Origin of the sequence: Kitasatospora sp. NPDC056184 (genome assembly GCF_042268405.1) — a bacterium.
Lineage (GTDB): Bacteria > Actinomycetota > Actinomycetes > Streptomycetales > Streptomycetaceae > Kitasatospora.
The window spans coordinates 219834-241660 of sequence record NZ_JBHJUI010000001.1 but is presented as its reverse complement, the minus strand read 5'-3'; the positions used below and the strand labels follow the sequence as shown (position 1 = coordinate 241660).

General features: G+C 74.5%; 12 protein-coding genes and 2 pseudogenes. 8 read left to right on the top strand and 6 right to left on the bottom strand.

Features of this window, described 5'->3' with window-relative positions; all coding sequences use genetic code 11:
• Positions 1-269: 269 nt before the first annotated feature.
• Together ACFC0B_RS00730 and ACFC0B_RS00725 are read right to left on the bottom strand one after the other, a co-directional pair.
• Positions 270-956 carry a response regulator gene (locus ACFC0B_RS00730; RefSeq protein ID WP_376080210.1) on the bottom strand — a complete coding sequence of 229 codons (687 nt, stop codon included), beginning with the start codon at positions 954-956 and terminating at the stop codon, positions 270-272.
• Positions 953-2080, bottom strand: coding sequence for a sensor histidine kinase (locus ACFC0B_RS00725; RefSeq protein WP_376080207.1), 1128 nt, complete (start codon positions 2078-2080; stop codon positions 953-955). Before ACFC0B_RS00725 ends, ACFC0B_RS00730 begins: the two co-directional genes overlap by 4 nt.
• Positions 2081-2247: 167 nt before the next feature.
• Between ACFC0B_RS00725 and ACFC0B_RS00720 the strand changes: the two genes are divergently transcribed.
• The gene (locus tag ACFC0B_RS00720; RefSeq protein ID WP_376080205.1) at positions 2248-3438 is read left to right on the top strand and encodes an alpha/beta hydrolase family protein; all 1191 of its coding nucleotides are present in this window, start codon (positions 2248-2250) and stop codon (positions 3436-3438) included.
• A 213-nt stretch (positions 3439-3651) separates the two neighbouring features.
• On the opposite strand, the gene ACFC0B_RS00715 is transcribed toward ACFC0B_RS00720, so the two are convergent.
• Positions 3652-4569: an MBL fold metallo-hydrolase gene (locus tag ACFC0B_RS00715; protein ID WP_376080202.1), complete on the bottom strand. Its 918-nt coding sequence runs from the start codon at positions 4567-4569 to the stop codon at positions 3652-3654.
• Positions 4570-4834: 265 nt separating this feature from the next.
• Between ACFC0B_RS00715 and ACFC0B_RS00710 the strand changes: the two genes are divergently transcribed.
• Entirely contained in the window at positions 4835-8635 is a 3801-nt protein-coding gene (locus tag ACFC0B_RS00710; RefSeq protein ID WP_376080199.1) for an endonuclease/exonuclease/phosphatase family protein, read from the top strand.
• Between the two features lie 202 nt (positions 8636-8837).
• The gene (locus ACFC0B_RS00705) at positions 8838-9713 is read left to right on the top strand and encodes a ribosome-inactivating family protein (RefSeq protein WP_376080197.1); all 876 of its coding nucleotides are present in this window, start codon (positions 8838-8840) and stop codon (positions 9711-9713) included.
• Between the two features lie 165 nt (positions 9714-9878).
• On the opposite strand, the pseudogene ACFC0B_RS00700 reads toward ACFC0B_RS00705, so the two are convergent.
• The 3 genes and pseudogenes from ACFC0B_RS00700 to ACFC0B_RS00690 form a co-directional block, all read right to left on the bottom strand.
• Positions 9879-10520, bottom strand: a pseudogene (locus ACFC0B_RS00700) (sigma-70 family RNA polymerase sigma factor); the annotation flags it as partial.
• 194 nt (positions 10521-10714) lie between these two features.
• On the bottom strand, positions 10715-13474 hold the full coding sequence (locus ACFC0B_RS00695) for an AAA family ATPase (protein WP_376080194.1): 2760 nt from the start codon (positions 13472-13474) through the stop codon (positions 10715-10717).
• A 240-nt stretch (positions 13475-13714) separates the two neighbouring features.
• Positions 13715-16489: an AAA family ATPase gene (locus tag ACFC0B_RS00690; RefSeq protein WP_376080192.1), complete on the bottom strand. Its 2775-nt coding sequence runs from the start codon at positions 16487-16489 to the stop codon at positions 13715-13717.
• A gap of 385 nt (positions 16490-16874) precedes the next feature.
• On the opposite strand from ACFC0B_RS00690, the gene ACFC0B_RS00685 reads away from it, so the two are divergent.
• The 5 genes and pseudogenes from ACFC0B_RS00685 to ACFC0B_RS00665 all read left to right on the top strand — a co-directional run.
• Positions 16875-16967: an Ms4533A family Cys-rich leader peptide gene (locus tag ACFC0B_RS00685; RefSeq protein WP_376080189.1), complete on the top strand. Its 93-nt coding sequence runs from the start codon at positions 16875-16877 to the stop codon at positions 16965-16967.
• A gap of 145 nt (positions 16968-17112) precedes the next feature.
• The gene (locus tag ACFC0B_RS00680) at positions 17113-18831 is read left to right on the top strand and encodes an ABC transporter substrate-binding protein (protein WP_376080186.1); all 1719 of its coding nucleotides are present in this window, start codon (positions 17113-17115) and stop codon (positions 18829-18831) included.
• Positions 18832-18871: 40 nt separating this feature from the next.
• The gene (locus ACFC0B_RS00675; RefSeq protein ID WP_376080184.1) at positions 18872-19945 is read left to right on the top strand and encodes an ABC transporter permease; all 1074 of its coding nucleotides are present in this window, start codon (positions 18872-18874) and stop codon (positions 19943-19945) included.
• Positions 19942-20931, top strand: a complete 990-nt coding sequence (locus tag ACFC0B_RS00670) for an ABC transporter permease (RefSeq protein WP_376080181.1) — start codon at positions 19942-19944, stop codon at positions 20929-20931. The genes ACFC0B_RS00675 and ACFC0B_RS00670 overlap by 4 nt, the downstream gene beginning before the upstream one ends.
• A pseudogene (locus ACFC0B_RS00665) lies at positions 20928-21827 on the top strand (ABC transporter ATP-binding protein); the annotation flags it as partial. The gene ACFC0B_RS00670 and the pseudogene ACFC0B_RS00665, both read left to right, overlap by 4 nt.

Here is a 21827-nt window from a genome sequence, read left to right as displayed (position 1 = left end):
TCTGTGTACGCACGCCGTGAAGGCGCGGCGGGCAGAACATGATGGCCAGTCATATCGTATGGAGACGAACGGATGCCAAACGGAGGCAGCGTCAGTGGTGCGGTCGCGCGGCGCCCGGACCGCAGTGGGCCGGACCGGGGGCGGGCGCCGATCCCGATGGACACCGCCCTGCGCGCGTCGCGGTCGGCGAAGTAGCGGAAACCGCGCAACGGACTCTGCGCACCGCCGGGTGAGTCCCCTTCAGGTCCACCGTCCCCGCCAGTGAGGCGTCAGCCTGGCGGGAGGTTCCCACCTGCGGTGACCATGCCTGTCTCATAGGCGATGACGACCATCTGGGCCCGGTCATGGGCGTGGAGCTTGGCCAGCAGCCGCCCGACATGTGTCTTGACGGTCGCGATGCTCAGCCCCAGATGCTCGGCTATCACGCGGTTGGGCAGTCCCCGGGCCACCAAGCAGAGAACCTCCCGTTCCCGTGGGGTCACGCCCTCCAGCTCCCGGGCGAGTCGCGGGCGCGGCTCGTGGCGTCCGGCGAACTCGCGGATCAGACGGCGGGTGACCGCGGGCGCGAGCAGGGCGTCGCCGGAGGCGACCACCCGCAAGGCCGTCAGCAGGTCGGCGGGGAGGATGTCCTTCAGGAGGAATCCGCTGGCTCCGCCGCGCAGTGCCGCGTACACGTACTCGTCCAGGTCGAACGTGGTGAGGACCAGCACACGGGTGCCGACGGCGTCCGGGTCCGCGCAGATGCGCCGGGTGGCCTCCAGACCGTCCGTGCCCGGCATCCGGATGTCCATCAGCACGACGTCGGGCCGCAGCCGCAGGGCGAGTTCGACGGCCTGCTCGCCGTTGACGGCCTCGCCTGCGACGGTGAGGTCCGGCACGCTCTCGATGAGCAGGCGGAAGCCCTCCCGCAACAGCGCCTGGTCATCGGCGATGAGAACCCGGACCGGCCGGTTCACCGTGCTGTCTCCGATCCGCAGGGCAGCCGCGCGTGCACCCGGAATCCGCCCATCGCCAGGGGGCCCGCGGAGAGGGTCCCGCCGCACATGGCCGCCCGCTCCCGCATCCCGATGAGTCCGTGCCCGCCGCCAGGACGCCGGGGCGGGAGCCGGGACGGCGCGTCGTTGACGACCTCGATCTCGACCGCCTCGGAACCCGTCCGGGACAGGTTCACCCGGCAGTCCGCCGATCCCGCGTGCCTGACGACATTGGTGAGGGCCTCCTGAACGATCCGGTAGACCGCCAGCTCCACACCCGGGGGGAGCGGTGGATCCGGGTCGACGGACAGCTCCACGCGCGGGCCCGCGCCGTCCGCGAGCGCGGGCAGGTCCGCCAGACCGGGGGCGGACCCCCACTCGGCCCCGTCACCGGGTGAGCGCAGGACGCCGAGCATGCGGCGCATCTCGGTGAGCGCCGTCCGGCCCGCCGTCCCGACCAGTGCGAGGGTCCGCTCGGCCTCCCGCGGGTTGGTGGAGGCCACCGCACAGGCCACCTCGGCCCGTACCGCGATGACCGTCAGATGATGGGCCACCACGTCGTGGAGCTCACGGGCGATCCGCAGGCGCTCGTCCGTCACGGCCTGCCGGGCGGCGAGCTCCGCGTACGACCGCTGCTCTCTCAGCGCGGTGCCCACCAGCCAGGGCAGGGTCATCATCAACGACGCGAAGACGACGCCCCACGCGACCCCGGAGGCCGGGACCGGTCGCGGTACGAGGGCCATGGCCGCCGCGACGGCGCCCAGCGAGCAGCCGAGCGCCGTCGCGGACCGGCGCCGCGGTTCCCGCGCCGCCACCGTGTACAGGGCGACCCCGACGGGGACCCAGGACTCCTCCCATCCGGTGAACGCCATGGCGAAGACCGCTCCGGCCAGGACCGTGTACAGCACCCGGACGGACCATCTGCGCCGTACCGCGACCGGCAGCCAGACCACCGCCGCCACGGCTCCCGCGCCCCAGCCACCGCTCCGCGTCTCGCTCGCGCCGAACGCCAGGGCGAGGAGCACGGCCGCGACCGTGTCCACGCCGTGCCACTGTCCGTCCCGCAGACGTCTGGCCACCAGCGGCCGTGACTCCCCGTCGCCCATGCCGGCCACGCTATCCAAGCGGGGCCCCAGGGCCTGTCAGCCCGGAGGACGTCATCCCGCGGGCTGAGTCATCCGCGCGGCTGATGCCCGTCGTACCCTCCTGGGCTGACACCGGGTTCGTCCCCGGAGGCGAAGCCGCCGGGGTCGTCGGACGGAACAGTGGAGCCATGAATCGGAGAACACTGCTGTCCTCGTGCGCCGCACTGGCCGCCGCCATGATCACGGGTCCGCTCGCGCCGGTGGCCGTCGCGCGACCGGGGCAGGAGGAACCCGTGCGCTTCCAGCTGCCCGCCCCGAACGGGCCGTACCCGGTGGGTACGATCGCGCTGCACCTGGCCGACACCGCGCGGCCGGACCCCTGGGTGCCCTCCCGCCCCTGCCGTGAGCTGATGATCAGCCTCTGGTACCCCGCCCGCGGCCGCGCGGCCCGCCCCGCGGTTCCCTGGATGCCTCCGGCGGCGGCCGACCGGTACCTGAGCCTCCTCGGCCTGCCTCCCGGCCGGGTACGGCTGGGAGAAACCCACGGCCGCGAGGGCGCTCCCGTCGGCGGCCCACCGGGCCCCCTGCCCGTCGTGCTCTACTCTCCCGGCGCCAACGCGTCACGGTCGTTCGGCACCGGCGTCGTGGAAGACCTCGCCAGTCACGGCTTCCTGGTGGTCACCGTCGACCACACCTACGACGCGGCGGCAGTCGCCTTCCCCGGTGGACGCGTCGAGACGAATCCGCTGGGCGGGATCAGCGACTACGCCAAGGCCATCGCGGTCCGTACCGCCGACATCCGCTTCGTCCTGGACCGGCTCGCCGTCCTCCGCTCGGGTGGCCGCCCCGGCGTCTGCCGCACCCCGCTGCCCACCGGCCTGCGCGGGGCGCTCGACCTGCGGCGCGTCGGGATGCTCGGCCACTCCCTGGGCGGCGCCACCACCGCCGCGACGATGCTCACCGACGGGCGGATCATGGCGGGAGCGAGCCTGGACGGGGGCGCGGTGGGCCCCGTGGTGGACGCCGGGCTCGACCGTCCGTTCCTGGTCGTGGACACCCTGGGCAAGGGCAGCATGGAGAGCAACCCCGCCCTGCGCGCGTTCTGGTCGCATCTGCGCGGCTGGCGCCTGCATCTGACCGTACGGGGAGCCGCGCACCTGTCGTTCGGCGACGATGCGCTGATCCTCCCGCTGATCGCCCCCCTCCTGGGCATGTCGGCGCCCGATCTGGAGTACGAGGTCGGGACGATTCCCGGGCCCCGGGCACAGGCGTTCCAACGCGCCTACCCGCGAGCCTTCTTCGACCTCCACCTCCGCGACCGGGGGCGGCTGCTCGACAGCCCCTCCCCCGACTTCCCCGAGGTCGACTACGCCCGGTGAACGCCCTGGCACCGGTCCCGCCCGTCCGGGCTCGCCGGGGGCGCTCGTCGCCAGGTCGTCCAGCAGGGCATCGGTCAGCTCTTCGGGGTCCTCCAGTCGATGCGGTACGGATGCGCGGTCGTCCGCCGCGCGTCGGAGAGGAGCGGGCCGGTGCGCAGGAAGTCGGCGGAGTCGACTTCCTGCGCACGGCGGGGGTGTCCGGGGCGGGGGCGGTCAGTAGTCCCAGACCACCGGTACGAAGCGGAAGGTGCCGCTGCCGGCATCCGCCACGTGGCAGACGGACGGGAACGGCAGATGACTGGCCATCAGTTGCTCGCCGGTCGACGCCATTTCCGCCAGGAGGCGGGTCCGGATGCGGGCCGACTCCTCGGGGTCGTGGTCGAAGCCGTTGTGCCAGTCGGGCTTGTCGAACCCGCACTGGAACACGGCGTCGCCCGCGAACGTCAGCCGGTCGCCGCCGGACTCCAGGCGGACGATGCTGTGGCCGGGGGTGTGACCGCCGGTGCGGCGGATCAGGACGCCCGGCGCCACCTCGTACTCCTTCTCGAACGGCCGCAACTGGCCGCGGTACAGGTCCAGGAACCGCGAGGCCGTCGTGCGGAGCACGTCCGGCACCGGTGCGGGCATGTCGGTGCGGGAGAAGTCGGGCGCCGCCCAGAACTCGGCCTCGGCGGCGGCCAGGTGGACCCGTAGATCCGTACGCAGCCGGCCCCGCAGCCCCTCGACGAGCAGCCCGCCGATGTGGTCCATGTGCAGGTGGGTGAGCACCACGTCGGTCACCGACGCGGGAGCGATCCCGGCGGCGTCCAGTCGCGCGGCCAGCTGTCCGGCCCGCGGGAAGCCGGGGAACTCCGTCCCCAGGCCGGAGTCGACGAGGACGGTCCGGCCGCCGCTGCGCACGACGGCCACGTTCAGCGGCCAGTTGATCGACTCCAGCGGCAGGTACACGTCGCCGAGCCAGGCCTTCAGGTCGGCCGGGGTGGCGTTGGTGGCCAGCGTCGTCGGGGAGATCGGCAGCACCCCGTCGCTGATCACCAGCACGTCGATGTCGCCGACCTTCAGCGCGTAGCGCGACGGGACCGGTTCGTCGCGTCCCGGCACGGCGGGGTGGGCGAGGTCGATCTGGGTCATGGCTGTTTCTCCTTACGAGGGGCGTCAACCGGAGGCCTGGACGGCGCCACCACGGGCCACGCCGTCCGGTCACCCATGAAGACCGGCGGGCGGTCCGGTCTGTGACAACCGCGGGTACCTCGCGACCGAGTCCGACGAGGTGTCACAGACGGTGGGCGCACTCGGTCTTCCCGTTCGGGAGCGAACGCCGCCACCTCCGGCACGGGTGCGTCCGGCCGGACGGACGGCCGCTCCGACGTCACGACGACACAGGAAGCGAGGCCACGTGAACCTCCGCCGACCAGCAGCGGCCCTCCTGGCCGCCCTGCTGATCCCCTGCGCAGCACCGGAACTGGCCACCGCGGCCCCGGTGCCCGCCCCACCGGCGCTCTCCGCCCCGACAGCGGCCTCCGGCGCCGCCTCCGCCTCCGCGGAGGAGCCGGACCTCAGCTACGCCAACCGCGTCTCCCCGCCGATCGGCATGCCGGACTGGTCGCGCGTCGGCTACCGGGGCGGACAGGACCTGCCGCGCGGCGAGTCCGCCCTCACCGAGGAGGCCGCCTGCCGCGTCTCCCCGCAGCGGCTCGCCGACAGCTACGGGGTGCGCCCGGACGACGGGGCCGACGACACCGCCGGCCTGCAGCGGGCGATCGACGACATCAAGGCCCAGTGCTCGCCCAAGGGCGACTTCAACCGCCTCTCCCTCATCGAACTGCCCGCCGGCCGGATCGACCTGTCCCGGCAGGTCTACGTCGACGCCAGCTTCCTCACCCTCCGGGGGAAGGGATCGGGCCCGGGCGGCACCCGGCTGGTCTTCCGCCCCGACCTCAGCACCCGGTACGACACGGTGGTCAACGGCCGCTGGGACCAGGACTCCATGGTCGCCGGGACCGGCAGCGACGTCGGCACCGGCGGCTGGATGTGGCCGGGGCGCGGCATGTTCCGGGTCCAGACCCGGGAGGTCGCCGCCCGCTACCAGGACGACTGGGCGGCCGCCACGACCGTCCCCCTGCGCAAGGACATCTTCGAGGGCAGCGTCAACCAGCACTGGGTCTCCGGCCTGAAGCTCGCCGCCCAGGACGGCGACCCGGGCTACTCCGCCCGGAAGGGGACCTCCGTCGTCCGGCTGGACGCCAAGGTCGACATGAAGAAGTTCCGGACCGGCGGCTACGTCTGGGTCGGCGCGGCCAACAGCAGGAACTTCTACGCGCAGCAGGGCATCACCGATCCGAGCATGATCGAGGCGCTGCACATGCGCCAGCAGATGTTCAAGGTCGCGCGCATCGACGCCACCGCCAGGACGGTCACCCTGGACCGTTCGCTGGAGTGGGACCTGCCGGTCAACTCCGAGTCGGACGGCTCGCCGCCGATCAACGGCAGCGGCACCCCGTACGCCAGCAAGATCACCCCGCTGAGGACCGTCGAGGGCGTCGGCTTCGAGGACTTCGCCTTCACCCAGGAGATGGACGGCCTGCCGAAGATCGGCGGCCAGGAGACCTACCACCTGACGCCCGAGCAGGCCGTGCACAACTACGGCAACCTGGCGCCCGAGTACGCGATGCACGGCATCGTCTTCAAGTGGGCCGCCAACAGCTGGGCGCGCGGGCTGAAGGCCGAGATGACCGGCTCGCACCCGATCGTCACGGAGAACGCCCGCAACCTCCAGATCGAGCGCAACAGCTTCGACGGCGCCTGGAACAAGGGCAAGGGCGGCAACGGCTACCTGCGCGGCAGCCGCGTCTGGGACTCCCTGTGGGCCCACAACGTCAGCCGCAACCTGCGCCACTTCACCTTCCAGTGGTCGGCCGGCGGCAACGTCGCCTTCCGCAACGACCTCGACTCCGACCTCAACCTGCACGGCGGGTGGGAGCACAACAACCTCTTCGAGCAGAACACCCTGCGGGTCCCGTACGAGCACCGCTCGGGCAGCTGCCAGGCCAACTGCGGCGGCGAGGGCGGTGAGATGGACGAGGGGACGTGGTACCCGATCTGGTGGGCGGCCGGCCCCAAGGCGGGGAAGTGGTCCGGCTCCTCGGGCCCGCAGAACGTCTTCTACAACAACACGATGCTCAAACAGACCACCCCGGGCGGCCCGTTCGAGCCGTACGGGCCCTACGGCACCCGGACCGGCACCGCCTTCCAGTTCGGCTCGGACAGCGAGGACCCGGACCGCTTCCAGCCGCTGGGCCAGGGCGGGCAGGCCATCCCCGACTGGACCGGCCGGGAGACCCTGGACTTCACGGGGGCGGGCGTGGTTCCGCTCGACGTCGGCAAACGGCACTCCCTCTTCCTGCGGTACACCGGCGGCGAGCTCGACCCCCGCGCCGACGGCGACCGCAAGGTGATCACCTGGAACATGCGCGGCCGGTACATCACGGGCTCGAACAACAACTCCGACAAGTGGCGGACGAGCCTGGAGGACATGGCCGCCACCCACGAGCCGGACGTCGTCCTCCTCCAGGAGGCCGGCGCCCCGCCCTTCCCGCTGGGGATCAACGCCGAGCGCATCGAGATCCCGCAGACCGCCTACCAGCGCAGGAACTCCGCGGGCGAGGTCATCGACACGCCCCCCGTCCGCGAGTACCGGCGCACCCTGAACGGCGTGGACGGCTACCTGTACTGGCTGCAGACGGACACCGAGACCACGGGTGTCGGCCAGATGAACCTGGCCATCTGGACCCGGGAGCGGGCCCTCGACCCCGACGACCGCACCGGCGCCGGGCGGATCTTCGTCGTCCCCTCCGGGAGCGGTGCGTCCCGGCCGGCGCTCGGCGTGCGGATCGGCGGAGCGCTCTACTTCACGGTGCACATGGACACCGGCGGCGGCGCGAACGCCGCCGGCCTGCTCAACGCCGTCAGGACCCGTGTGGCCCTGCCGCAGGGGCTGCCCACGGCCGTCTTCGGCGACTTCAACACCGACCTGGGCGCGTTCCGCCGCCAGATGATCAGGCTGTTCGACATCCGGGGGGTGCTCGACCACACCTTCCCGGTCCGCGGCAACCAGCCCCCGGCGAACTACGACTACGGGGCGATCGCGGCCCGCTACGACACCGGGCCGCAGATGTACTTCACGGGCGCCGAGCGGGTCGACTCCGTGACGACCTCGGACCACTACCCCGTCGCCTTCACGCTCTCCCCCGCCCCCGGCGATCCGCCGCCGGCCCCGACACCGGCGCCCAAGAAGAAGAAGCCCAAGGGGGACCGCACCGCCCGCTCCGCCAGGAGCACCTACGCGCCCTACCCGTCCAGCAAGCCCGGCAGCGGCACGGGCAGCGGCGGCAGGAGGCTCGGCACCCGCCCGGTCGACCGGGGCAACCGCGACATGGAGACCCTGGTCCTGGAGCAGGCCGCCGACCACCCGGACCAGTTCCGCATCCTGCACCGGATGACCCGTACCTACCTGAGCCAGGAGTTCGGCCTCCTGAACACACCGGCGGTGCTGCTGCCGGAGGGCGGCGAGGGGCTCACCCAGATCTGGAGCGTCATCGGCATGGAGGACGGCACCTGGGTCGTGCTGAACGCGGAGACCGCCCAGGTCCTCGCCGTCGCCGACGGGCCCGAGGGGGAGCAGGTGGTGCTCCGCGACTTCGACTCGGAGGACGCCTCCCAGCGGTGGTTCTTCCAGGACCCCGAACAGGAGGCGCTGGACGCGGACGAGCTGCTGCGGGAGGACGACGACCCGCAGGACCTCGCCATCGAGGTGCCGGCCGGCACCGGCCTCCCGCTGGACCTGGTGGCCGGAGGCAACAGCACCCGCAGGCAGTTCACGACAGTCCCCGTGGGCCGGGTCGGCGACGACTACTGCTACTACCTCGTCCACGAAGGCCGGTACGTCAACACCTCCTCCTCCCCGTTCCCCCAGAGCGACGCACCCCTGATGCTCGACCCGTTCCGCCCCGACCACCCCAGCTACCTGTGGTGCACCGACACACCGGACCGGCACGCCACCGCGGGGATGCGGCTGACCCAGCGCACGGCCACCGGACAGCGCCTCTACCTCACCTCCCGGGCGAACCCCCGGGGTCTCGCCGTGACCGAGTACCTCACCTCCGCGGACCTGTGGACCTGGAAGGCGGTCACCCGGTGAGGGCACGGCCCGGCGGCCGGGGCGCCGGCGCGGACTCCGGAGGCGGCGCCTTCCCGCCGGCGGGCTCCGCGGCGGCCCGCCCGACCGGTCGCTGACGGTTTGTCACAGAAAGGGGGCGTTCCCGGTCTTCCTCCTCGGGAGCGGGAACGCCCCCGTCCGACGCCGGCCCCTCGGGCCGGCACCACCCATCAGGAGTACCCACATGACGACAGCAGTTCTCCAGCGCCGCGGGGTCCGCGCCCTGCTGGCCTTCGCCGTGGCCGCCGCGGTCGCCGTCCCGGGCCTCGGGGCCGCGTCCCCGGCCCGGGCGGACACGCCCGACGGCACCACCAAGGTCGTGGAGGTGAAGCTCGACTACAACTACACCGGGGGCAACGTCGCCGGGTACCACACGGCGCTCATCCGCCTCCGCCAGGCGGCGGGGCGGCCGTTCCACGACGACGACGTCTACATCACCCAGGTGACGCCGCCCGGCCTGATCGCCCTGCGGATCCAGGACCGCGACGGCAACGAGCTGTCCAGCCTCTACCTCAACCCGGCCAACCTCTACGTCGGCGGCTTCCGCACCAAGAGCGGCAAGCTGTACGCCTTCAACGACGCCTCGGAGAACGTGCGCACCGAGATGGGCCGCGGCGGCCAGGTGAACACGCTGCCCTTCGGCGGCAGCTACGGCTCGCTGATCTCCACCGCCGGGGAGGAGCCGTCGATCGAGTGGCTGAACGGGTTCATCGGCTCGGCCGAGACGGTCGGCAAGGCCGAGCAGTCGATGGGCGACGCGGCGGGCCGGGCCGCCGTCGCCCGGGCGCTGATCAAACTGATCGGCGCCTTCTCGGAGGCCGCCCGGTTCACCGACTTCCGCGACACCTGGGACCCGGTCGTCGCCGGACGCAGCGGCGGCGGCTTCTTCGAGGTGTCGAACCCCCGGCTGCGGGCCCTGCGCGGCGCCTGGGGGCCGATCTCCAAGTTCGCGGTGGACATCAACGAGGTGTCGTCCACGCCGCCGCTGACGGTCAACGGTGTGGGGACGTTCGCCACCTGGCAGGACGTGCGTGACCACCTGCGGGTGATCCGGCGATAGCGGGTCTCCGGGGCCGCCCGGCGGCAGCCGGGGCACAACGGGCGCAACGGGCGGAGCGGGGGCGGCGAACGGACCGCCCCCGCTCCGCCCGTTGTGCCGCGGGTCCGGGTGACGCGGTTCCGGCGGTGCCCGGAACCGCTGCGGAGGCCGCGCTCAGCGCGCCGCCAGCAGCGACTCCAGGCCGGCGGTGTCCCCGGCCCGGGCGGCGGCGACGAAGGCCGCCAGCAGCCGCCGGTGCTCCGTCGGGTCGACGGCCCCCCGCTGCTCGGCGGCCAGCCGGCGGCGGGCCCGGCTGGTGATCTGGCGGACGTTGACGGCGCTGAGGCGCAGCATCGCGGCGATGTCGGCGTAGGCGTACTCGAAGGCCTCGCGCAGGATGTACACCGCCCGCTCCGTGGGCGTCAGCCGCTCCAGGACCACGAGCAGCGCGGCCGCCAGCTCCTCCGCCCGCTGCACGCCGGCCTCGGGGTCGCTGCCGGTGTCGACGGGCTCGGGCAGCCAGGGGCCGAGCGGGGTCTGCCGGCGGGAGCGGGCGGACTGGGCCACGTTGAGGGCCAGCCGGGCGGTGGCGCGGTACAGGAAGGCCGCGGGGCTGACCACCTTCGAGCGGTCGGTCAGCTGCCACCGCAGCCACACGTCCTGGACCACGTCCTCCGCCTCGACCGCGCTGCCCAGGATCCGGTACGCGGTGCCGAAGAGGCGGGGCCGCAGCCCCTCGAAGGCGGCCGCGGCCTCGTCCAGGGTGGCCTCCCCGGCGGGCGGCCGGGTGTCCGGACGCTTCTCGGGCAGGTCTGTCAACACGCTCATCACGGCTCCGTTCCGCCTGCGGCATCCGTCGATGCCCCCGGGGAACACGCTCCCTCCGCGGCCCCCGCCGTGACGCCCCGGAAGGTGCCTGGTCCGCCGCCCCGGTACCCCGTGGCGGGCACCCCGGGGGTACCGGGGCGGGGTGCCCCGCCTGCGGGGGGCGGGGACGCGGGGGCGGGGACGCGGGGGCGGGCTCAGGCCGTGGCCGCCGAGCCGGCGAGCAGGGCGCCGCCGAGCTGCTTGCGGGAGGTGACGCCGAGCTTCGTGTACACCTTGCGCAGGTGCCACTCCACCGTGTGCGGGCTGAGGAACAGCTGGGCCCCGATCTCGGGGTTGGTCATCCCGCCCCCGGCCAGGCGCGCGATCTGGGTCTCCTGGGCGGTGAGGGCGGTCCGGGAGTCGGCCGACCGCCGGGGCGCCGTCGCGCCGGTGGCGCGCAGCTCGCGCCACGCGCGCTCCGCGAAGCCCTCGACCCCGATCCGGCTCAGCGCCCGGTAGGCGGTGCCCAGGTGCTCGCGGGCGTCGGCCCGGCGGTTCTCCCGGCGCAGCCACTCGCCGTAGAGCAGGTGGGCGCGGGCGTGGGTGATCCGGACCCCGGTACGGCCCAGGCGTTCGACGGCCTCCCGGTGGAGGGCCTCGGCGGCCGCTCCCGCGTTCACCTGGGCGCGCACCATGGCGGCGGTGCCGAGGGCCCAGTCGGTGCCGCTGGCCCGGGCCAGGTCGGCGACCCGGTGGGCCGCCTCGGCGGCGCGGGCCGGCCGGCCGCTGCGGGCGGCGGCCTCGACGAGCTCGACCGTCGACCTGATCGCCAGGCCGAGTTCCTGGAGGCTCTCCGCGCCGCGTTCGGCGGCGGCGCAGGCCTCCTCGTAGCGGCCGAGCCCGTTGTACAGCACGGCCTTCGCCCACGCGCCGGCGCCGGGGAGGTCGCCCGGCCCGCCCCGGTGGGGGCCGGCGTCGCGGGCCATGGCGTCGGTCGCCCTGAGCACCTCGGCCTCGCGGCCCCTCCACGGTTCGGTCACCAGGGAGGCGTAGTGGGCGAGGTAGCGGCTGCCGGTGGCCTCGCCGATCGTCCGCGCCTCGGCGATGAGCGCGTCCGCGTGGTCGAGTTCGCCGGCCAGGACGCGGTTGGAGACGAGTTGCAGCAGGGCCGACGGCAGCACCGACAGCGCGCCCGTCCCGCGGGCCAGCTCGACCAGGCGCGAGGAGAGCACCGTGTTGCTGTCGAAGTCCCAGACGTTGAAGGCCATCCGGGCGGCGAGCGGGAACCAGCCGAGGCCCTCCTCCGCGGAGACCTCCTCGGCGCACAGGGCGCCCAGGGCGCGCAGCACCGTGGGCGCGCCCGCCCGGTAGCCGTCGACGGTCATCGCGGCCAGGCCGCGCAGCAGCAGGTCGTTGCGCTCCGGGGGCGGCCCCGGCGGTGCGGCGAGCGCGGCCCGGGCGATGTCGGCCAGCGCGGCGCCGCTCGGCGGCCGGTCGATGATGAGGGCGGCGTGCAGCGCGTCGCGGTAGGTCTGCTGGGCGAGTCCGGTGTCCAGCGCCTCCAGGCGGCCGGCGGCCCGCACCAGCACCGGCAGGGCGCTGCCGGCGTTCTGGGAGGCGAACACGATCCGCCCGCGCAGCAGGTCCGCCTGGGCGAGCCGGCGCTCGTCCAGCGGGCCGAGGGCGGCGGCGTCCAGCAGTTCGCGCGCGGTGTCGTAGCCGCCGGCCTGGTACTTGGCCTGGGCGGCCGCCAAGGCCCTGGCGGCGCGGGCGGCCGGGTCGGGGGTGAGCTCGGCCGCCCGTTCCAGGAACGCGGCGGCGGCCGCGACCCCGCCGCGGGCCTGCGCCCGGCCGGCGGAGCGCTCCAGTTCGGCGGCGACCTCCTCGTCGGGCCCCGCGGTGGCGTTGGCGAGGTGCCAGGCGCGGCGGTCGGGGTCGGTGTCCGGGTCGGTCGCCTCGGCCAGGGCCCGGTGGACCTGCTGCCGGGCTTCGGGCGCGGCGGCCCGGTAGGCCGCCGAGCGCACCACGGGGTGCCGGAACCGCACCCGGGTGCCGATCGTCACCAGGCCCGCGGCTTCGGCCGACGGGGCCGCGGAGTCGTCGATGCCCAGCAGGGCGGCGGCCTCGGCCAGCAGGGCGACGTCCCCGACCGGTTCGGCCGCGGCGAGGAGCAACAGGTGCCGGGCGCCGGGCGGCAGGGCCCGGATCCGGTGCAGGAAGCTCTGCTCGACCTGCCCGGCCGGAGGCCGCGCGTCGGGGCGTCCGAATCCGCCGGCCAGTTCCTCGGGGCCGAGGCCACGGGGCAGTTCGAGCAGGGCGAGGGGGTTGCCCTGGGTCTCGGCGACGATGCGGTCGCGGACGCGCTCGTCGAGCCGGCCCGGGACCACGGAGTCCAGCAGGGCACGGGCGTCGCTGTCGCCGAGCCGTCCGACCGTGAGCTGCGGCAGCCCCGTGAACCGGGCTTCCAGGGACGGCTCGCGCACCGCGAGGACCAGGCCGATCCGCTCGGCGAGCAGGCGCCGGGCGACGAAGGCCAGCGTCTGCGCGGAGACCTCGTCCAGCCACTGGGCGTCGTCGACGAGGCAGAGCAGCGGGTCCTGTCCGGAGGCGTCGGCGAGCAGGCTGAGCACGGCGAGGCCGACCAGGAAGCGGTCCGGCGGGGTGCCCGCGGCCAGGCCGAACGCGGTGCCCAGCGCGTCGCGCTGCGGGGCCGGCAGGCGGCCGAGCCGGTCGAGGAACGGGGCGCACAGCTGGTGGAGCCCGGCGTACGGGAGCTCCATCTCGGACTGGACGCCGGTGACCCGGGCGGTCCGGAGCCCCCGCGCCCGGGCGGAGGCGTGCTCCAGCAGTCGGGTCTTCCCCACGCCCGCCTCACCGCGGAGCACCATCACCCGGCTCGCGCCGCCGCGCACGGCGTCGAGCAGTTCCTCCAGTGCCCCGCACTCGCGGCTGCGCCCCAGCATCTCCTGAGTCATGGGCGGGCCTCCCCTTCGGTGCGAGCCGGGCCCGGGTCCCCGGGCCCGGCGCGCGGTCGTTCCCGGCGCGGGCCGCGGTGCCGTCCCCGAGGACGGCCGCGCCCGCGCGCGGCGCCGGTCGGCGCCGCCGGGCCCACCCTGCCGCCCCGGCCCGCCGGCCGGCGCCCGGGGAACCCCGGGTCGACCCCCGGGTGACCCCGGGGGTCCCTGGGGGTCCCAGGGGTCCGGGAGGGCGGACCTTCAGGCGCCGGCCAGGGCGGCGCGCAGCCGGTTGCGGGACTTGACGTCGAGCTTGGTGAACACCTTGCCCAGGTGCCATTCCACCGTGCGGGGGCTGATGAAGAGTTCGGCGCCGATCTCCGAGTTGGTCAGGCCGTCGGCGGCCAGGCGGGCGATCTGGCCCTCCTGGGGCGTGAGGGCCTCGCGCCCCGCCCCGCCCGCGACGGCGGGGCGGGGCCGGAGCGTCTCGCCGGTGGCCAGCAGTTCGCGGCGGGCGCGCTCGGCGAAGGCCTTCGCGCCGAACCCCCGCAGCAGCTCGTGGGCGGTGCGCAGGTGCCCGCGCGCGTCGCCGCGCCGGTTCTCCCGGCGCAGCCACTCGCCGTACACCAGGTGGGTGCGGGCCAGGTGGACGGCGATGCGGCTGCGTTCGAGGCGGGCCAGGGCCTCCCGGTAGAGCCGCTCGGCACCCGGGCCGTCGTCCAGCAGGGCGCGCGAGCGGGCCAGCATGCCGAGGGCCCAGTCGGTGCCGGCCGCCCCGGCGCGTTCCTCCAACTGGTGCAGGGCCGCCGCGGCCCGCTCGGGGGCGTCGGCGCGGGCTGCCGCCTCGACGAGTTCGGCGAGGGCGAAGCCGTGGACGGCCAGGTCCTCGTGCGCGACGGCCCGTTCCGCGTGGTCCAGGGCGTCCTGGTAGCGGCCGAGGCCGTTGTGGAGGACGGCGACGAGGTAGTGCTCCAGGCCGATCGCGCGCCCCTCGCCCCAGGAGGTCGCGTCCCGGGCGGCGCTGCGGATCACCTCGGCGGTCCGCGCGTCCTCGCCGCGCCAGGCCGTCAGCAGGAGCGCGGGGTACGCCATCGGCGAGTGGCCGGTCACCTCCGCGATGGTGTCGGCCTCGTCGATGAGCGCCGCCGCGAGGTCGAAGTCGCCGGCGTGCACGGACAGCGCGGCCCGGTAGCCGAGCGCCAGGGGGAGGACGTTGAGGGCGCCGGCCTCGCGGGCCGAGCGGACCGCGTGCTCGGTCATCCGGTGCCATGCCTCGTCGTCCCACAGCTCCCCGGCGACCAGCCAGGTCAGCCAGAGCCAGCGCATGGCGTCGCCGCTCTCGCGTCCGGCGGCCTGCCGGAACGCCCCCAGGGCGGACCGCAGCAGCGGCCCGCCCTCGGCGAAGCCGTCGAGGAACCAGGCCGCCAGGCCGTCGAGGAGGAGGTCCGTGGGCCGTGCGGGCAGCGCCCCGGGCGGTGCCGTGCGGGCGGCTCCGGCGACCTCCCGCACCCCGGTCCGCCGGCCCAGGCGGCCGGCGAAGACCGCCGATCCGAGGGCGTCCAGGTACGCCTCGCGCGCGGACGCGTCCCCGGCCCGCGCCAGCCGGCCGGCCGCGTCGAGCAGCAGGGGCAGCGATTCTCCGCCGCGCCGGCGGGCGAAGGCGACCTGCGCGCGGAGCCGGGCCAGCCGGGCGTGCTGCGCCTCGTCCAGCGGGCCGAGCTGGGCCGCGGCGAGGAGTTCGAGCGCCGCGTCGGGGGATCCGGCGTCGAACGCGGCCTGGGCGGCCGCACCCGCGCGCGTGCCCCGCAGGTCCGGATCGGGCGTCAGTTCGGCCGCGCGCCGCAGGAAGGCCGCCGCCGCCGCGATCCCGCCGCGGGCCTGGGCCCGGCCGGCCGACCGTTCGAGCTCGCCCGCCAGGGCCTCGTCCGGGTCCACCGCCGCGTGGGCGCGGTGCCAGGCCCGGCGGTCCGAGTCGAAGGCGGGGTCGGTGGCCTCGGCCAGCGCGCGGTGCACGTCGCGGCGCACGCTCGGGTCGGCGGCGCGGTAGGCCGCCGAGCGGACCAGCGGGTGGCGGAACCGCACCCGGGTGCCGAACTCGATCAGCCCCGCGGCCTCGGCCGCTCCCGCGGCGTCCGCGCCGAGGTCGAGCCGCTCGGCGACCCGCCGCAGCAGCGGCGCGTCCCCCACCGGCTCCGCGGCCGCCGCCAGCAACAACCGCTGGGCGGCGGCGGGCAGTGCGCCGATGCGCTGCAGGTAGGCCTGCTCGATCCGGCCGGCCAGCGGGCGGACGTCCGGGCGCCCGAACCCGCCGGCCAGCTCCGCCGCCGACAGCCCCCGGGTCAGCTCCAGCAGGGCCAGCGGGTTGCCGCGGGTCTCGGCGACGATGCGGTCCCGGACCCGCTCGTCCAGCCGCCCGGGCAGCACCGATTCCAGCAGCGCCCGCGCGTCGTCGTCGCGCAGGCCGCGGACCGCGATCTCGCGCAGCCCCCCGAAGGGGTCGCCGTCCGCGACGGGCGCCGGGGTGCGCGCCGCGAACACCAGCGCCACCCGTTCCGCCAGCAGCCGCCGGGCGACGAAGGCCAGCGTCTGGGCGGAGACCCGGTCGAGCCACTGGGCGTCGTCCACGACGCAGACCAGCGGCTGCTCCTCGGCCGCCTCGGCCAGCAGGCTGAGCACCGCCAGGCCGACCAGGAAGCGGTCCGGCGCGCTCCCCGCACTCAGGCCGAACGCGACGGACAGGGCGTCGCGCTGGGGGCCGGGGATGCGGTCGAGCCGCCCCATCAGGGGCACGCAGAGCTGGTGCAGTCCGGCGAACGCCAGTTCCATCTCGGACTCGACGCCGACCGCCCGCAGGACGCGGAACCCACCCGCCCGCTCCACCAGGCACTCCGTGAGGGCGGACTTGCCGACCCCCGGCTCGCCGCGCAGCACGAGCACCTGGCCCCGGCCCTCCCGGGCCCCGGCGATCACCTCGTCCAGCACTCCGCACTCGCTGCGCCGGCCGCGCAGCCCGCGCCACGGAGCGCCGCCCGCCATCCGCCACCACCACGCAGTTCAAGGTCCGGACCCTGATCGTTCCGGGTCGTCCCCATCATGCATCAGCCCGCGCGGAGCGGACAAACCCCTGCCGGACGCCGCCGCAGGCCTTCTGAATGACCGTCATCACGACGGACGGGCAGCCCGTCACGCGCGGCCCGCCGGCCCGGGCGGACCCGGGTGCGACGCACCGGCTCCCCCGCAGGGCCTCGCCCAGCCCGTAGGCACAAAGCGCCGTACCCCACTCCGCGGTTCCCCCACCCGTCTCCCCCGTTTCTCCTCCCCCTCGGGATCTCCCCGCACCCGGACGTGGAAATCCGCCCCCTGCGCCCGGGAAGTATCGGGAATTTTGACATTTCTCTTATCGTCATACAGGCTTCTCCGCATGTCAGACCGTCACCCGATCGAGTGCGCCGCCATCGAGCTGGCGCTGATCGGCGTGGCCGAGCACTGCGTTTCCGACAATCTCTGTCGCTGAATCCGCCTGTCCCGAAGCGTTGCGGTGATCGCCGCCTCGGGGCGTCGCCCCCTTTTTGCGGGCGCGGTGCCGCTCTCTCCCCTCACAGCCTCACTGTCGCCCGCCTTCCTCCGTACACCATCGGTAGCGAAAGGCTCCCTTTCCGATGTCTCGAACCACCCTCACCCCTCGCCGCCTCGCCGCGGCGACCGTCACCGTCGCCCTCGTCGTCGGACTGGCGGCGTGCGGGCCGAAGGCCGACGGCGGTGGTGACACCGGCAAGGACGCCGCGCCGCAGCAGGGCGGCACGCTCACGATCCTCAACCAGAACCCGCAGGAGCAGTTCGACCCCGCGCGGCTCTACACCTCCGGCGGCGGCAACGTCCCCTCCCTGGTCTTCCGCACCCTCACCACCCGCAACCGGGTCGACGGCGCGGCCGGCACCAAGGTCGTCCCGGACCTCGCCACCGACACCGGCACCCCCTCGGAGGGCGCCACCGTCTGGACGTACCGCCTCAAGGACGGCCTGAAGTACGAGGACGGCTCGCCGATCACCACCGCCGATATCAAGTACGGCATCGAAAGGTCATTCGCCCCCGAACTCTCCGGCGGGGCGCCATTCCTGAGGGACTGGCTGGTCGGCGCCGCCGACTACCAGGGCCCGTACAAGGACGGCCGCACCCTGGACGCCATCGAGACGCCGGACGAGAAGACCATCGTCTTCCGCCTCAACAAGCCCGAGGGCGACTTCCCCTACCTCGCGACCCAGACGCAGTTCGCGCCCGTCCCCAAGGCCAAGGACACCGGCACCAAGTACCAGGAGCACCCCGTCTCCTCCGGCCCCTACCTGGTGGAGAAGAACGAGAACGACGGCGCCCGCCTCGTCCTCAAGCGCAACCCCAACTGGTCCTCGGCGACGGACGACCAGCGCAAGGCCTACCCGGACACCGTCGACGTGCAGTCCGGCCTCGACCCGGCGGTGATCAACCAGCGCCTCGCCGCCGGCACCGGCGCGGACTCCGCCGCCGTCACCACCGACACCAACCTCGGCCCGTCCGAACTCGCCCAGGTGAAGGACGACAAGGCCCTCGCCGCGCGCGTCGGCACCGGCCGCTTCGGCTTCGTCAACTACCTGGCGTTCAACCCCAAGGTGAAGCCCTTCGACGACCCGAAGGTCCGGCAGGCGGTCGCCTACGCGATCAACCGCACCTCGGTCGTCAACGCCGCCGGCGGCTCCTCGCTCGCCGAGCCCGCCACCACCTACCTGCCCGCCCAGGAGACCTTCGGGTACACCCCGTACGACCCGTTCCCGGCCGGCGCCACCGGCAACCCGGAGAAGGCCAGGGAACTGCTGAAGGAGGCCGGCCACCCGGACGGCCTGACCATCACGCTCACCCACTCCAGCGCCGTCGGCAAGGGTTACGGCCCCGACCTGGCCACCGCCGTCCAGGACGGCCTGAAGGCGGCCGGGATCACCGTCCAGTTGGAGGCCCTGGACTCCAACCGGTACTCCAAGACGGTCCACGCCGTCAGCACCGAGCCCGGCCTCTTCCTCTCCGGCTGGGGCGCCGACTGGCCGTCCGGCGGTCCGTTCCTCGCGCCCATCTTCGACGGTCGGCAGATCGTCACCGACGGCTACAACTTCAACAACGCCCAGCTGAACGACCCTTCGGTGAACGACGAGATCGACCAGATCAACAAGATCACCGACCACGCCGAGGCCGCCAAGCGCTGGGGTGCCCTGGACAAGCGGATCGGTGAGCAGGCACTCACCGTCCCGCTGTTCCACCCCGTCTACAAGCGCCTGTCCGGCAAGGACGTCCGCAACATCGTGATCAGCGACTGGACCGGCGTGCTCGACGTCTCCCAGGTCGCGGTCAAGTAGCGGCCGGGCCGGACGGACCGAACGGATCGATCGGACAACCATGGCTCCACAGAAGCCCAGCGCCGGGGAGGCCCTCGCGGTCTCCCCGGCCGCCGGGGGACGGCAGGTGTGGCGGAGGCTGCTCGCGCGGCGCTCCGCCGTCGCCGCCGGCCTCGTCATCCTCCTGCTCGCCCTGGTCGCCGCGGCGGCACCGCTGCTCAGCGCGCTCGAAGGCCAGGACCCCACCAGCTACCACAACGACCTGCTCGACTCGGCGGCCGGCGGCGTGCCCGTCGGCTCCTTCGGCGGAGTCGGCGCCGACCACTGGCTCGGCGTCGAACCCGGCACCGGGCGGGACGTGTTCGCCCGGCTCGTCCACGGCGCCCGGATCTCGCTGCTCGTCGCGGTCGGCGCCACCTTCGTCCAGGTCGCGCTCGGCGTCGTGCTCGGCCTCGCCGCCGGCCTCGGCAGCCGGGTGCTCGACCAGCTGATCGGCAACACCACCGAGGTGATGCTGGCGCTGCCCTCGCTCGTCTTCGCCATCTCCCTGATGGCCGTGGTGCCCTCCGGGTTCCCCCGCCCGCTCCTGCTGACCCTGGTCATCGGGCTGCTCGGCTGGGCCGGCACCTCGCGGCTGGTCCGGGCGCAGACGCTCAGCCTCCGGCAGCTCGACTACGTGGCGGCGGCCCGGTTGGCCGGCGCGAGCCGGTGGCGGATCGCCCGCCGCGAGCTGCTGCCCTCGCTCGCCGCGCCGGTCATCACCTACGCGGCGGTGCTGCTGCCCTCCAACGTGATCGCCGAGGCCGGGCTCTCCTTCCTCGGCGTGGGCGTCAAGCCGCCGACCTCCTCGTGGGGGCAGATGCTCTCCGGCGCCACCACGTGGTTCCGCGCCGACCCGATGTACGTACTGCTGCCGTCCGCGCTGCTGTTCGTCACGGTGCTCTCCTTCACCGTGCTCGGCGACGCCGTCCGCACCGAGCTCGACCCCCGCGCGGCCTCCCGGCTGCGGGTCGGCACGTCGCGCGGCGCCGATCGGGCCGCCCCGGACCAGGACGCCGCCGCACAGGCCGCCGACCGGTCCGCCACCGACCCGGCCGCGACCGACCGGGCCGCGACCAAGGAGGCCACCGCATGACCCGCTTCCTGCTCCGCAAGGCCGCCGGCATGCTCGGCGTCCTGCTCGCCCTCTCCGTGCTCGTCTACGCGGTCTTCTACATCGCCCCCGGCGACCCCGCCCAGCTCGCCTGCGGCGAGAAGTGCAGCCCCGCCCAGGTCGCCCAGGTGCGCGAACGCCTCGGCCTCGACGCACCGCTCTACCTGCAGTACGCCCACTTCCTCCAAGGCCTCGTCGCCGGCCGCGACTTCAGCGCCGGAACCGGCCTGCTGCACTGCCCGGCGCCCTGCCTCGGCATCTCCTACCGCAGCGGCGAGCAGGTCACCGACATGATCGCCGCCCGGCTCCCGGTGACGGCCTCGCTCGCGCTCGGCTCGATGGTGCTCTGGCTGGTCCTCGGCGTCGGCACCGGCCTGGTCTCCGCGCTGCGCCGGGGCCGGCTCGGCGAACGCCTGCTGACCGGGCTGACGCTCGCCGGCAGCTCCGTCCCGGTCTTCGTCATCGGCCTGGTGCTGCTCATCGTCCTCTGCGCCCAGCTCCAGTGGCTGCCGTTCCCGAGCTACGTCCCGCTCACCGAGGACCCCCAGCAGTGGTTCTGGGGCCTGCTGCTGCCCTGGACCTCGCTCGCGCTCATCGAGTGCGCCAAGTACGCCCGGCTGACCCGCTCCTCCCTGCTGGAGACCCTCGCCGACGACCACATCCGCACCTTCCGGGCGTACGGCGTCAGCGAGCGGCGCCTGGTCACCGGGCACGCGCTGCGCGGGGCGCTCACCCCGGTGATCGCGCTCACCGCCATCGACCTGGGGACGATGTTCGGCTCCGCCGTGCTGACCGAGTCGCTCTTCGGCCTCCCGGGCCTCGGGAAGCTGCTGGTCACCTCGGTCGGCCTGATCGACCTGCCGACCGTCGTCGGCCTGACCCTCGTCACCGGGTTCTGCGTCGTCCTCGCCAACGTCATCGCGGACCTGCTCTACGCGATGGCCGACCGAAGGGTGGTCCTCACATGAGCCGCGAACCACTGGTCGACGTCCGGGACCTGGTCGTCGAGTTCCCCGTCGGCGACGGCCACCTGCGCGCCGTCGACGGCGTCGGCTTCACCCTGGAGGCCGGGCAGGCGCTCGGCATCGTCGGCGAGTCCGGCTCGGGCAAGAGCACCGTCGCCTACGGGCTGCTCGGGCTGCACCGCGGCACCGGCGCCCGGATCGGCGGCTCCGTCCGGGTGGCCGGCGTCGACGCCGTCACCGCCGAGGGCGCCGACCTGCGGCGCCTGCGCGGCGGACTGGCCGCCATGGTGTTCCAGGACCCGCTCTCCGCGCTCGACCCGTACCACGCGGTGGGCGACCAGATCGCCGAGGTCGTGCGGGTCCACCGGGACGTCTCCCGCCGGGCCGCCCGGGAGCGCGCCGTCGAGGTGCTCGACCGCGTCGGCATCCCCGACGCGGCGCGGCGCTCGCGCTCGCGCCCGCACGAGTTCAGCGGCGGCATGCGGCAGCGGGTGCTGATCGCGATGGCCCTGGCCTGCGAGCCGCGGCTGCTGGTCGCCGACGAGCCGACGACCGCGCTGGACGTCACCGTCCAGGCCCAGGTCCTCGACCTGCTGCACGAACTGCGCGCCGAGACGGGCGCCGGGCTGGTCCTGGTCACCCACGACCTGGGCGTGGTCGCCGGGAGCGTCGACCGCGTGCTGGTGATGAAGGACGGCCGGGCCGTCGAGCACGGCCCGGTCGCCGAGGTGCTGGGCACACCGCGCGAGCCCTACACCCGTGCGCTGCTGTCGGCGGTGCCCCGGGTCGACGCGCCGGTCGGGGCGGTCGAGGCCCCCTCGCCGACCGAGCCGGGGGGGGGGGGGGGGGGGGGCAGGAGAAGCCCCCACCCGCCCCCCCGGGAGGGGACCCACCCGGGG

Excerpts from the sequence above, each read along its gene's own strand:
- ACFC0B_RS00695 (WP_376080194.1), bottom strand. The coding sequence starts at position 13,474 with ATGACTCAGGAGATGCTGGGGCGCAGCCGCGAGTGCGGGGCACTGGAG.
- ACFC0B_RS00680 (WP_376080186.1), top strand. The coding sequence starts at position 17,113 with ATGTCTCGAACCACCCTCACCCCTCGCCGCCTCGCCGCGGCGACCGTC.
- ACFC0B_RS00720 (WP_376080205.1), top strand. The coding sequence starts at position 2,248 with ATGAATCGGAGAACACTGCTGTCCTCGTGCGCCGCACTGGCCGCCGCC.
- ACFC0B_RS00685 (WP_376080189.1), top strand. The coding sequence starts at position 16,875 with ATGTCAGACCGTCACCCGATCGAGTGCGCCGCCATCGAGCTGGCGCTG.
- ACFC0B_RS00725 (WP_376080207.1), bottom strand. The coding sequence starts at position 2,080 with ATGGGCGACGGGGAGTCACGGCCGCTGGTGGCCAGACGTCTGCGGGAC.
- ACFC0B_RS00715 (WP_376080202.1), bottom strand. The coding sequence starts at position 4,569 with ATGACCCAGATCGACCTCGCCCACCCCGCCGTGCCGGGACGCGACGAA.
- ACFC0B_RS00670 (WP_376080181.1), top strand. The coding sequence starts at position 19,942 with ATGACCCGCTTCCTGCTCCGCAAGGCCGCCGGCATGCTCGGCGTCCTG.
- ACFC0B_RS00675 (WP_376080184.1), top strand. The coding sequence starts at position 18,872 with ATGGCTCCACAGAAGCCCAGCGCCGGGGAGGCCCTCGCGGTCTCCCCG.
- ACFC0B_RS00690 (WP_376080192.1), bottom strand. The coding sequence starts at position 16,489 with ATGGCGGGCGGCGCTCCGTGGCGCGGGCTGCGCGGCCGGCGCAGCGAG.
- ACFC0B_RS00705 (WP_376080197.1), top strand. The coding sequence starts at position 8,838 with ATGACGACAGCAGTTCTCCAGCGCCGCGGGGTCCGCGCCCTGCTGGCC.